Here is an 11,991-nt window from a genome sequence, read left to right as displayed (position 1 = left end):
TACAGTGTCCTGCACGACAAAGTGCTCAGCGGATTTCCAGGAGTTTTAAGCAAGGCCACCGACGCGGACTTAGACACGCTGAGTGCCACCTTAGTTACAGGCCCGAGCAACGGTACGATCTTCTTCAATCCCCTCGGCGACTTCGTTTATACCCCGAAAGCTGGTTTTGTAGGTCTAGATACTTTCACCTACAACGTTAGCGACGGCGCTGCGACTCTCCCGGCTACGGTGAATATTAACGTTACTAACAATTTGCCTCTACCAAATCCCGACAACTACAGTGTCCTGCACGACAAAGTGCTCAGCGGATTTCCAGGAGTTTTAAGCAAGGCCACCGACGCGGACTTAGACACACTGAGTGCAACTTTAGTTACAGGCCCGCTCAACGGTACGATCTCCTTCAATCCCTTCGGCGACTTCGTTTATACTCCCAAAGCAGGCTTTGCAGGTCTAGATACCTTCACCTATAGCGTGAGCGACGGCGCTGCGACTGTCCCCGGTACGGTGAATATCGGCGTTACCAACAATCCGCCCAAGGCACAACCCGACACCTACAGCATCAGTGCCGGAAAAGTCCTCAGCTTAACAGCGCCGGGAGTTTTAATCAACGACACCGATGCAGATTTAGACACGCTGACTGCTGCGGTCGCCGCAAATCCGACGAAAGGGTCGATCGCCCTCAACAAAGACGGTTCTTTCACTTATTTTCCTAACCCTGGCTTTTCTGGAACAGACACATTTACCTACACAGTCAGCGACGGGATAGTTAGCTCTGAACCGGCTACCGTGACTGTAAACGTCAAAAATAACCCGCCTCTAGCGAATTCGGACAGCTATACTACGGCTTTTGATACTCCCCTCAACGTGACTGGTTTGGGAGTCTTAATCAACGATACAGACCCGGAAAACGACCCGCTGACGGCGATTCTGGTGACAAATCCGGCTACAGGGTCGATCGCCCTTAACCAAGACGGTTCCTTCAGTTACACTCCGAATGCTGGTTTTGCAGGGATCGACTCTTTTACCTACAAAGCTAATGACGGGAAAGCTGATTCTGCGATCGTCACGGCAAGCATTGTTGTCAATAACCCTCCGACTCCGACTCCGACTCCAACTCCGACTCCGACTCCAACTCCGACTCCGACTCCGACTCCGACTCCAACTCCGACTCCGACGCCGACGGATACTCCGACTCCGACTCCAACTCCGACGGATACTCCGACTCCGACGCCGACGGATACTCCGACTCCGACTCCGACTCCCACGGATACTCCGACTCCAACTCCGACGGATACTCCGACTCCGACGCCGACGGATACTCCGACTCCGACGCCGACAGGAACTCCGACGCCGACGGGAACTCCGACGCCGACGGGAACTCCGACGCCCACTCCCACGGATACTCCGACTCCCACGGATACTCCGACTCCGATGGGAACTCCGACTCCGACGGGAACTCCGACTCCGACGGGAACTCCGACTCCGACGGGAACTCCGACTCCGACGGGAACTCCGACTCCGACTCCCACGGGAACTCTGACTCCGACTCCGACGGGAACTCCGACTCCCACGGATACTCCGACTCCCACGGATACTCCGACGCCGACGGATACTCCGACGCCGACTCCCACGGGAACTCCGACTCCGACGGGAACTCCGACTCCGACGGGAACTCCGACTCCGACTCCTACTTCCACGGATACTCCGACTCCGACGCCGACGGATACTCCGACTCCTACTCCCACGGGAACCCCGACTCCTACTCCCACGGGAACCCCGACTCCTACTCCCACGGATACTCCGACGCCGACTCCCACGGGAACTCCGACTCCTACTCCCACGGGAACCCCGACTCCTACTCCCACGGGAACTCCTACTCCCACGGGAACTCCGATTCCCACGGGAACTCCGACTCCCACGGGAACTCCGACTCCGACTCCCACGGATACTCCGACTCCCACGGGAACTCCGATTCCCACGGGAACTCCGACTCCTACTCCCACGGATACTCCGACTCGGACTCCGACTCCGACTCCGACTCCCACGGATACTCCCACGGATACTCCGACTCCCACGGGAACTCCGACTCCTACTCCGACGGGAACTCCGACTCCCACTGATACTCCGACTCCGACTCCCACGGATACTCCGACTCCCACGGGAAATCCGACTCCGACTCCCACGGGAACTCCGACACCGACTCCCACTCCTGTTGACTCTGACAGCGTTGGTGGCGGCAATGCCGATTGCATTTGCGAACAGATTACCCTACCCGCGATCAGTTCGATTCCCGGCCCGAATTTAGTTGATCGCACTTTCAACGGCACTGACGGCAGCGATTTCCTCATCGGCAGCAATCTCAACGACGTTATCAGCGGTTTCAACGGCGACGACATTCTGCTGGGCGAACAAGGCAACGACAATATTTACGGAGGACGGCCCAGCAATATCCCCCTTGGCCCGAATGCAGACAGAGACTTGCTGTTTGGTGGCGGTGGCAATGATTACCTCAACGGCGACGCCGGCGACGATCGCATTTTCGGGGGTAAAGGCAATGATGTGGCGATCGGCGGCAAAGACGATGACTTGATTTGGGGCGACAAAGGCAACGATACTCTGGTAGGGGCTGAGGGTAACGACTGCTTGTTTGGAGGCAGTTTTGACCCCTCTAGCCCTGACTCGAATGGACGCGATTTGCTGTTTGGCGGGGCTGGCAACGACTTCTTGAACGGGGGAGATGCCGCAGATACTCTAAGCGGCGGCGAGGGCAATGATACGTTTTACGGCGGCAAGGGCAATGACGTTGTGGTGGGGGGTACTGGCAACGATTTACTGTTGGGCGATCGCGGCAGTGATAGCATTTGTGGCGGCGATGGGGACGATACTATTTTAGGAGACAGTGCGATCGACTTTAACGGCAATCCAGATTCCCTGTGCGGTGGTGCTGGCAATGATTTGATGTTTGGCAACGGCGGTAGTGACAAGCTATGCGGCGAGGAGGGCAACGATACTCTCTACGGGGGGAAAGGCGACGATTGTCTGATTGGGGGTTTGGGTAATGATATTCTCAGCGGCGGCATGGGGCGCGATCGCTTTGTTTTAACAGCAGGTGAAGGCAGCGATGTAATTACTGATTTCACCAAAGGTGAAGATTTGCTGGTGTTAGCAGGCGGTCTAACTTTTGCTCAACTTAGTATTACCCAAAACGCTAATGCAGCTTTCATCAGGATTGGTCAGAACGGTCAACTGTTGGCTGCTTTGAACGGAGTGCAAGCTAGTGCGATCAATCTGAATGATTTTACGATCTTCGGGTAAGCATTACATCATTAGCCCTGTCTGGCGTGAATGCCGAGCCTGGTATAGAAGTAGATCAAACGCTTGCAATCTTTTAGTTTGTAGGTGTGCCCTGCCCTCAAGCAGCGTATTGGTGCGATCAATCGACTTTACCTGCTCCTACCGGCTGGCGATCGGCAATAAACCTAGTTTACTGCCGATCGCCTGTTAAAAGAAAAAGATTTAAGCATCGCAGCCTTCGAGATTTAAAACGTTTGAGGGTATTCTTCACCCCCTTGACTCTCTCTGGTACTACGCACCCTAAAGTTTCTCGTTTCCAGGCTCTGCGTCCTATTTAAACTGGAACCAAAGTCGGTTCCAAAGTTGCCACTAATTTGAGACTGTACTCATCTTCAAAAGACGGCTTTTTATAATCCAAACTCCAGAGTTCCAGAGCGCAATCGTCTTCGGGATTGAGCGGTTGCAGCCGCAAGTGAAACTCTCGAACTTCCGGGCGGTGTTCGCACTTAAAATCAGAAATTGCGCCAATCTGCCGCCTGTCCAAAGCCACAGCCAACCGCAGAAAAGGATGCAATTTACTGACGACTTCCCGGTATTTTTTCGGGAGAATTGCAAAATTTTCGTGCTTTTTTTTAGGAGGATTTTTTCGGTGATAGCGAGCCAAATTGGCAATTACTTCAATCTCTGTTTCAGTGTATCCCAATAAATCACCATTGCGAATTAAATAGTAAGAATGCTTGTGGTGCGCCGAATGACTGACGTACAAACCGCAGTTGTGCAGAATCGCTGCAGCCCACAGCAAATCCCGTTCTTCGGTTCCCCAATTGTGCAGGATTCCTTGAGTTTTGTTGAACAAATTTAGCGCAAATGCTGCGATTCTTTCGCTGTGTTCTAAATCGACTTGATATTTATTAGCCATGTGCAGAGTGCTGCGCTGGCGGATTGAACCTTGATAGCGCAAGCGGTTTTCAATTAAACCGTGCGCCAGCATCCAGTCAACAATTACGCCTTCTCTCAGAGAGCGATCGCACACAGTCAGCGATTCAATTCCTAATAGTGTCATTGCTTCCTGCAAAATCAAAGCGCCGACCAGAATAATTTCCGCCCGCTTGTCCGACATTCCCGGAATCGCCAGCCTTTCCGAGTAAGAAAGTTTGCGAAAGCGATTGACTAAATCGCGCAAATCTTTTAAACTTAACTGATATCCGGCTAGGGGACTCGGAACTGTTCCCAACTTTTCGCGAGCGTTAATTGCAGCCAGAGTTTCGATCGTTCCAGCAGTGCCGATCAAGCGCAGAGGTTTGCCAGCCTGGAATTGGGATCGCAATTCGTCGATCGGTCTTTCCAGCGAAATCCGAATATAAGCTTGCAAATAAGCAAACTCCTCCTTGCTAATCGGGTCAGTTTTGACAAATTGTCCTGTTAAGCGAACAGCGCCAATTTTTGTACTGGTAAGGCATCGAGGTTCAGAACTGTCTCCTAAAATCAACTCAGTAGAACCGCCTCCAATATCAATAATCACCTGTGACTCATTGTTAAACTCCATACCTGAAAGAACGCCGAGATAAATCCTCCGCGCTTCTTCCTGACCAGAGATTAAACTAACATTCAGGTCTAATTCGTCAGCAACTTGTTTTAGAAACTCTCGCCCGTTAGGGGCTTCCCGAACTGCACTCGTAGCCACAGCGATAATTTGTTCAGCATTGAAAGTTTTAGCAATATCTTGAAAGCGGCGCAGAGTGGCGATCGCCCTTTCCATAACCTCGGACTTCAAGCACCCCGTCTTAACCTCACAATCGCCCAACCGAACCGTATCTTTTTCTCTAGCAATAATCGTAAACGCGGGCAATTTCGGATCGATCCGCGCCACCACCATGTGAAACGAGTTAGTACCCATATCAATAGCAGCAATAATGCGATTTGACTCCGCAGAAGCAAGTGAATTAACCATTGGAGTGTATCGGGGTTGACAGATATTTATGATTATTTCACGAATTCAGTGAGGCATTCTATTAAATCAGCAAAAATCTAGAACTGCTTACTGGCCAAGACTTTCACCTGTTTTAAATTTCGGCATAAGTGCGATCGCCAGCAGAGATAGTAAGTGATTGTGCCTAAAATTTGATAAGATTTAGAGTTAAAAATCTCCAATCTACAATCAAATGCTTACAGAGCCCGATCGCCCAACCGAATCCACATTACTAACCATCGTAAAGCTTTTGAGGTGGGACAAACCAGCAGGGCGGCTAATTTTAATGATTCCAGCCCTATGGGCCGTCTTTTTAGCAGCAGACGGGAGGCCGCCCGCAGCATTGGTGGGTGTGATTGTGTTGGGTACCTTAGCCACGAGTGCGGCTGGATGCGTCATCAACGACTTGTGGGATCGCGATATCGATCCCGAAGTAGAAAGAACGCGATCGCGCCCCCTAGCATCCCGCGCCCTCACCGTGCAAACTGGAATAGGAGTTGCCTTAATTTCCTTTGCTTGCGCGGCGATTCTCGCTTTTTATCTCAATCCTTTAAGCTTCTGGCTGTGTGTCGCCGCCGTACCAGTAATTATCTGCTATCCGCTAGCAAAACGATTCTTTCCAGTGCCGCAATTAGTGCTATCAATTGCCTGGGGTTTTGCAGTTTTAATTAGTTGGAGCGCCGCCGTTGACGAATTAGAAGTAGCGACTTGGCTGCTGTGGGGTGCAGTGGTGTTTTGGACGATGGGATTTGATACAGTTTATGCGATGAGTGATCGGGAAGACGATTTGCGTTTGGGGGTGAATTCCAGCGCGATATTTTTCGGGAATAATGCAGCTAATGCTGTGGGTTTGTTCTTTGTTGGTACTGTCGGTTTGTTAGCAGCAATGGGTATTAATCTGCACTTGCACATTGGTTTTTGGATGGCAATTAGTGCGGCGGCGATTTTGTGGTATTTGCAATATAGTCAACTGCGGAAGGCGGATATTCCTAAGCTTGTTTACGGTCAAATATTTCGCCAAAATGTTTGGGTGGGGTTTGTCATATTGGCGGGGATGATTGTTGGGGATATTTTGTGATCGGTTCGCCAATATCAAGTGTAGGTTAGGTTTAACGCTCGCGAAACAAAACTTACACTTGATCTGAATCGTGAAGCCGAGAAATAAAAAGCTTGCTCCAGAAATACTCAAGTGAAAGCAAAGAAAGAGTAGCAGTGAAGATTAAAGCGAGCCACGACCGCCACCAATTTAGTTTATTTAATTGACAAAATAACACTTGCAAGCTAGTATGAAACAACCTCTACATTTAAATAGTAATATAACAATTTATTCACAATGTAGAGCCTATACTTTATGATTCAAAAAATCCGTGAAGCTATTGGATTGTTTGCCTCAAACTTTATGCTGTTTAGTTTGATAGTGCTAACAGTATGGTTGCCGGGATCAATTCTGTTGATATATTTGCGCCTGTACGTTTTTCCAGGGATGACTGGTGGAGACGAGTTGCGTATGACCATGCAAGAATTGCGAGTGTCGCAATTCATTGAAGGTTCGTTTGGTACGATCTACGTGGGTGCATTACTTCATGCACTTGCTCAGTTGAAGCGGGGACTTCATCCAACTTATCGTGAGTCCATGACCTACGCAGGACGAAAATGTTTTAAGCTGTTCGGAACTCGTTTTGTAACTGGATTTATTGTGATAGGTGGTTTAATTCTTTTCATCGTTCCAGGTGTCATTTTTGCATTGCGCTATGCACTAATTGATGCCGCTGTGATCTTGGAAGGTGTAGAAGGATCGAAGGCTCAAAAAGTTAGTGCGAATTTGACTCAAGGGAAAAGATGGAAGATATTGGGGACGATGATTCTGACCTATCTTGGATTGTTTATTGCTTCGATGATTGTGTCTTTTATTTTGTATCTACCGCTATCATTAATAGGACAAAAAGATAACTTTGGAATCGAATTAATCTACCAGTGTATTGCGAGTATTCTTTCTGCATTGCCCGTCATAGTTTTGTTTTTGTTCTACTGGGATGCAAAAAATCAGCAGCCGGTTGTCTAGGGTAAGTCTGATGTCTAACAGTGCGATCGACTACGGACGATCGCACCTTCTATGTAAAGTTATATTACAAAAACAGAAATTTCGCATAAAAACTCCGACGCACTCCAGATAGATAAGTAGCGGCGGAAGTTCAGCGAGTTTGACACCTTTAAAACCTTTAATAGCTTGTTGTCGTACATCGATTAAATTAGTATGAGAAAATTGACAGAGTTTTCCCATTTTTGGCGTTTGGGCTAATTGTTTAAAGGTTTCTTCCGCCGCGACAAGAAAGCGCTCGGAAGCATCCATATTATCTTCCGCAATGTAAGTTGCTAATTCAATCCAATCACGGATAACTTGCGGACGTTTTTGGAGCGAGGTCATTTTTCTCCCTGCAACCCCTGATTCTGGGAAATTCGCGAGCGCACAGCTTGACGAATCTCCATCCAATTTTCCTCAGTCATCGCTGTAGGATTTCCAAATTCCAAACCCTCTAATAACCTCGCTTCCAAACGTTCTGAAGCTTTACGTTTTTGGTCTTGGCGAATTAACTCACGAAAATACTCGCTAGCTGTACTGTAACCACCTTGAGCTACCTGTGCTTCTATATAAGTTCGCATTGAGTCAGGTAGAGAAATATTCATGCTTGTCACGGGTATTACTTACCTCATTTAACTCGTTATTTTTAATATGGCAGATTTTGCCATCTTTTGTCAAGTCTCACAACCAGTAATTTTTTAATAAGAAATTGGGAAGAGCGAGATCCCTTTTTTACCCAGACTCAGAAACGATCTCGCCCATAATTCATCAATCATGGCGATCGCCCTTCTTGCATCCGCGTTAATCAGCGTCCATCTGCGGTAAAAAAAGAGCGATCGCCCTTAATCAGCTAGATTCAGAAGGGCGATCGCCGGTTTTATGCTCAATCATGGCGATCGCTCAAAGTCTTTCCCATTCACAACCAATGAATCCAGCCGCACAACAACTTCCCGATTTAACAGGGCAAATCTTATCAGAAGCGATCGCCATACTGGAGAGTTACGGCTTCCAATTTCAAACCAGCACAAAAGGTGGCTATCAAACCTTTGAAGATCCAGATGGCAGCATCATTCATATTAGACCAAATGGTGAAATAGTCCGTACAGGGCCAAAGATACGCGGGACGGATGGCAAAACTTACCGTCGCAGATACAATCTAGACGGAAATCAAATAAAATTTGAACCAGGGGCTAACACACATAGTACCGGAGAAAAAGTGATTCTATGACAACCGCGATCGCACTCAACCTCAAAACCTTTTTAGAAGACTTAAAAAGTGCCGATTTAGTAGGGGTTTCACTCCGCCCTCAAAATCTGGGCTTGCGTTTAGACTTCACCTTTGGCCCAGAAATGGGAGATGTGGCGATCGAGTTCGATCGCATTCTTCACCTAGTGATTTCTCGCCCCATCAATTCGGATGATGAAAATTACTGTTTTTGGGTAGGAGAAGTCGAACTCAGAAAGCTTGAAGAAAATGCTGAAACTTTCTTGTCTTCTTTGTCATATCCCTTCAATTTTCCTCCTAATTTAGATTTGGCTTCTTTGAGTCATTTTAGGTTAGAAGGGGATATTTTTATTGAAATAATTTGCGAATATTATAAGATATTTCAGGAAGTGAAAAATTAATTCCTGTTTTTTAACATTTCTGAATCAAAAGAGCGAGAGCCTTTTCTCTCCCAGATTCAGATTCAACTATCCCAGAGAACAATGAATCATACCCTCAACATCCAACACTTGCCACCAGAAGCTATTCATTCACTGATGACCCATTTGCCTGACTATGTGAAAGTGGCTCTGATGGAAAAAGCTACGCAGCTAGAATGCTCTCTAGAAAACTAGCGATCGAAATGGCGATCGCTAGTTTTCTAGACTCAGAAGCTTTCAGCTTTGAAGATTGCCTATTATCGCAACGTCTTAAAGAATCTGAACGGGTAGAATTTCCCCAAAAAAAAATAGGGTGCGATCGCCAGTTTTACAATCAAAAGAGCGAGATCCCTTCTTGCATCCGCGTTAATCTGCGTTCATCTGCGGTTAAAAAAGAGCGAGATCCCTATATCAATAACACCATATTACCCCAAACTATGAAAAAAATCATCATTGGCATCATGGGCCCCGGCGAAAGTGCCACATCAACCGACTTAGAAAACGCCTATCTACTCGGACAACTCATCGCCGAAGCAGGATGGATATTGCTAACTGGTGGCAGAAATGTCGGCGTAATGGATGCTGCCAACAAAGGAGCCAAATCAGCTAACGGTTTAACAGTCGGCATCCTTCCGGGAAATGACACTCGCGGCATTTCTGAATCTGTAGATATTGCCATTGTCACCGCTATGGGAAACGCCAGAAATAACATTAACATTCTTTCTTCAGATGTCATAATTGCCTGCGGTATGGGCACGGGCACTGCTTCGGAAATTGCCCTCGCCCTCAAAGCTAACAAACAAGTTATATTGTTAAATCACAGCGCCGAAAGCCAACTTTTTTTTAAAGATTTAGCACAATTTAACATCTTTGTGGTAAACAATGCTGTTGAGGCTATGAATCAAGTTCGCGAAATCCTAGTAAATTCAAGATGAAATCCAAGATGAAACTAAGCAAATTCAACTTTTGTGCGATCGCAATTTTCCTAACTTTGGGCATTTTCGGCAGTACCAAAGCAGACGGAGGAATTGCACGGTTAAGTTTCAGCAACCAATCCACTCAAACTTTAGCACAAACTCTCCCTCCACCTCCTGCCACACAGCCTGTTACCGAACCAGAAGCGCCCCCGATTCTTAGCGAATCCGTGCCGGATCAAATAGCTTTAGCAACCCATTTGCAGACCATCAAAGCTAGAATGTACGGTGCTTACTGGTGTCCTCACTGTCACACCCAACAAGAACTTTTCGGCAAAGAAGCATTTACCGCCATTACTTACATTGAGTGCGATCCCAGAGGCAAAGATGCTCAACCAGATTTGTGCAAAGCTGCCAAGATTCAAGCTTATCCCACTTGGGAAATTCGGGGTAAATATTACACGGGTAGGCAATCTTTGGAAAAACTTGCTATTTTATCCGGTTATAAAGGAAGCAGCAATTTTGGGACACAACTTCCCTCTCCTTAGAAATATCTCAATTAGTTCGCACTCGCCCACTAAGAAACCGGGTTTTTGAACCTAGATTGACTGTTTCCAGCAATTATTTTGGTTAAAAACCCGGTTTCTCGCCACCCGTGCGTCCATGAGTATAAATGTAGGGTGCTAGCGGCGCACCTAAAATTATGATTTTTATGAATGCAACTTCTGAAGAATATGAATTGACATGAGAGTGACCTAGTTATTTAATCGTAATTAGGCGGACAGATATATGTCAATTTCAGATTAGCAGTTATTCAGGAGACTGAAGCGATGCAGTTACAATTTAGCAACAAACAAATAATCTGGACGAGTTTGCTGTGCTTTTCGGCAATTGCATTTCCCGTAACGAGCCAAGCTATAACAGTACAAGAAGTACCGAATCCCCGCCAAGTAAATAAAACTTGGGTAACGGACAAGGCAAACATTCTCAGCGACAGCACTGAAACTCAGCTAAATCAAATGATTTCGGATTTAGAGGCGAAAAACGGCTCAGAAATCGCTGTTGTGACAGTGCCCGATACTAAGCCATCGGCGACACCCAAAGCGTTTGCTACAGAATTATTTAACTTTTGGGGGATTGGCAAAAAAGGTAAAAATAACGGAGTTTTATTGTTGATTTCGTCTGGTGAACGCCGCGTTCAAATTGAAACAGGTTCTGGCATTCAAAGCATTTTACCCGATGCACAGGTAGTAGGAATTATTAAAACCGAAATTACGCCCCGATTTAAACAGCAGGACTTTAACGGGGGTACATTAGCCGGGACAAAGGCGTTAGTAAATGTTTTACAAACTCCGACGGTAAATGCTCAATCTCAAACCCCGCTGCCTTTGGCTCCCATCGTACCATCTCAAGGGGTAAAACAGTCACCAATACCTAGTCAATCGCCAGTTATTAGCAATAGTAAGTCCACAGGTGAAGATTCATCGGATTTAATCTATGGCTTACTTGGGTTGTTATTCATAGCATTCATAGCATTTATACCTTGCTTCATTATTTTCAGGATATTTCGCCGCTTATTTTCTCGGAGATATGCTTCCCCTTCCCACCGTCGTTATCCGCGCAATTACAGCAGTAACAATCGCAATTACAGCAGTAACAGCCACAACTATTGCGATGGGGCTGACGACTACAGCATTTACAGCATCGATTACAGTACCAGTAGCGACTACAGCATTAACAGTAGCAGCGATGATTGCGGTGGCTACTACAGCACTAATAGCAGCGACTACAGTATTAGCAACAGCGACTGCGGGGGTAGCTTTGGCGGTGGCGACTCCAGTGGTGGCGGTGCGGGTGGCGACTACAGTATTAGCAACAGCGACTGCGGGGGTAGCTTTGGCGGTGACAACTCCAGCGGTGGCAGTAGCAGCAGCGATTACAGCAGCAGTAGCAGCGATTACAGCAGCAGTAGCAGCGACTACAGCAGCAGCAGCAGTAGCAGCGATTACAGCAGCAGCAGTAGCAGCGACTACAGCAGCAGCGACTCTAGTAGTGGGGGTGGCGGTGGGGATTGGTAATTTGAGAATGGA

12 protein-coding genes are annotated in these 11,991 nt (G+C 47.4%); 9 read left to right on the top strand and 3 right to left on the bottom strand.

Annotated elements, in window-relative coordinates; translation table 11 throughout:
- A partial coding sequence (locus QUA40_RS08920) for a tandem-95 repeat protein (RefSeq protein WP_333124165.1) occupies nt 1-3,315 on the top strand: 3,315 nt, incomplete at its 5' end.
- Between the two features lie 313 nt (nt 3,316-3,628).
- Here the strand turns inward: QUA40_RS08920 and QUA40_RS08915 are convergent.
- Entirely contained in the window at nt 3,629-5,245 is a 1,617-nt protein-coding gene (locus QUA40_RS08915; RefSeq protein WP_333124162.1) for a Ppx/GppA phosphatase family protein, read from the bottom strand.
- A gap of 211 nt (nt 5,246-5,456) precedes the next feature.
- On the opposite strand from QUA40_RS08915, the gene QUA40_RS08910 reads away from it, so the two are divergent.
- Both QUA40_RS08910 and QUA40_RS08905 read left to right on the top strand, forming a co-directional pair.
- On the top strand, nt 5,457-6,341 hold the full coding sequence (locus QUA40_RS08910) for a 4-hydroxybenzoate solanesyltransferase (protein ID WP_333124159.1): 885 nt from the start codon (nt 5,457-5,459) through the stop codon (nt 6,339-6,341).
- 273 nt (nt 6,342-6,614) lie between these two features.
- Nucleotides 6,615-7,325, top strand: a complete 711-nt coding sequence (locus tag QUA40_RS08905; protein ID WP_333124156.1) for a hypothetical protein — start codon at nt 6,615-6,617, stop codon at nt 7,323-7,325.
- Between the two features lie 30 nt (nt 7,326-7,355).
- Here the strand turns inward: QUA40_RS08905 and QUA40_RS08900 are convergent, their stop codons facing one another.
- The gene (locus QUA40_RS08900) at nt 7,356-7,688 is read right to left on the bottom strand and encodes a type II toxin-antitoxin system RelE/ParE family toxin (RefSeq protein ID WP_333124154.1); all 333 of its coding nucleotides are present in this window, start codon (nt 7,686-7,688) and stop codon (nt 7,356-7,358) included.
- A complete protein-coding gene (locus QUA40_RS08895; RefSeq protein ID WP_333124151.1) occupies nt 7,685-7,948 on the bottom strand; it encodes a type II toxin-antitoxin system ParD family antitoxin in 264 nt (87 codons plus the stop codon). The genes QUA40_RS08900 and QUA40_RS08895 overlap by 4 nt, the downstream gene beginning before the upstream one ends.
- A 320-nt stretch (nt 7,949-8,268) precedes the next feature.
- On the opposite strand from QUA40_RS08895, the gene QUA40_RS08890 reads away from it, so the two are divergent.
- The 6 genes from QUA40_RS08890 (at nt 8,269) to QUA40_RS08865 (ending at nt 11,979) form a co-directional block, all read left to right on the top strand.
- Nucleotides 8,269-8,571 carry a PASTA domain-containing protein gene (locus QUA40_RS08890; RefSeq protein WP_333124148.1) on the top strand — a complete coding sequence of 101 codons (303 nt, stop codon included), beginning with the start codon at nt 8,269-8,271 and terminating at the stop codon, nt 8,569-8,571.
- Nucleotides 8,568-8,969, top strand: a complete 402-nt coding sequence (locus tag QUA40_RS08885; RefSeq protein ID WP_333124145.1) for a hypothetical protein — start codon at nt 8,568-8,570, stop codon at nt 8,967-8,969. Before QUA40_RS08890 ends, QUA40_RS08885 begins: the two co-directional genes overlap by 4 nt.
- 81 nt (nt 8,970-9,050) lie before the next feature.
- Nucleotides 9,051-9,182, top strand: a complete 132-nt coding sequence (locus QUA40_RS08880; protein ID WP_333124143.1) for a hypothetical protein — start codon at nt 9,051-9,053, stop codon at nt 9,180-9,182.
- A gap of 242 nt (nt 9,183-9,424) precedes the next feature.
- Entirely contained in the window at nt 9,425-9,922 is a 498-nt protein-coding gene (locus QUA40_RS08875) for a TIGR00725 family protein (RefSeq protein WP_333124170.1), read from the top strand.
- Between the two features lie 8 nt (nt 9,923-9,930).
- The gene (locus tag QUA40_RS08870; RefSeq protein ID WP_333124140.1) at nt 9,931-10,449 is read left to right on the top strand and encodes a hypothetical protein; all 519 of its coding nucleotides are present in this window, start codon (nt 9,931-9,933) and stop codon (nt 10,447-10,449) included.
- A gap of 282 nt (nt 10,450-10,731) precedes the next feature.
- On the top strand, nt 10,732-11,979 hold the full coding sequence (locus QUA40_RS08865) for a TPM domain-containing protein (protein WP_333124138.1): 1,248 nt from the start codon (nt 10,732-10,734) through the stop codon (nt 11,977-11,979).
- Nucleotides 11,980-11,991: the final 12 nt, after the last annotated feature.

The organism is Microcoleus sp. Pol11C3 (assembly GCF_036701485.1).
Taxonomy (GTDB): domain Bacteria; phylum Cyanobacteriota; class Cyanobacteriia; order Cyanobacteriales; family Microcoleaceae; genus Microcoleus.
Note: the sequence above shows the minus strand (reverse complement) of the source record. Positions and strands in the feature narration are given on the sequence as shown.

Coding starts and splice junctions, on each gene's coding strand:
- QUA40_RS08915 (WP_333124162.1), bottom strand. CDS start 5,245: ATGGTTAATTCACTTGCTTCTGCGGAGTCAAATCGCATTATTGCTGCT.
- QUA40_RS08910 (WP_333124159.1), top strand. CDS start 5,457: ATGCTTACAGAGCCCGATCGCCCAACCGAATCCACATTACTAACCATC.
- QUA40_RS08905 (WP_333124156.1), top strand. CDS start 6,615: ATGATTCAAAAAATCCGTGAAGCTATTGGATTGTTTGCCTCAAACTTT.
- QUA40_RS08900 (WP_333124154.1), bottom strand. CDS start 7,688: ATGACCTCGCTCCAAAAACGTCCGCAAGTTATCCGTGATTGGATTGAA.
- QUA40_RS08895 (WP_333124151.1), bottom strand. CDS start 7,948: ATGAATATTTCTCTACCTGACTCAATGCGAACTTATATAGAAGCACAG.
- QUA40_RS08890 (WP_333124148.1), top strand. CDS start 8,269: ATGAATCCAGCCGCACAACAACTTCCCGATTTAACAGGGCAAATCTTA.
- QUA40_RS08885 (WP_333124145.1), top strand. CDS start 8,568: ATGACAACCGCGATCGCACTCAACCTCAAAACCTTTTTAGAAGACTTA.
- QUA40_RS08880 (WP_333124143.1), top strand. CDS start 9,051: ATGAATCATACCCTCAACATCCAACACTTGCCACCAGAAGCTATTCAT.
- QUA40_RS08875 (WP_333124170.1), top strand. CDS start 9,425: ATGAAAAAAATCATCATTGGCATCATGGGCCCCGGCGAAAGTGCCACA.
- QUA40_RS08870 (WP_333124140.1), top strand. CDS start 9,931: ATGAAACTAAGCAAATTCAACTTTTGTGCGATCGCAATTTTCCTAACT.
- QUA40_RS08865 (WP_333124138.1), top strand. CDS start 10,732: ATGCAGTTACAATTTAGCAACAAACAAATAATCTGGACGAGTTTGCTG.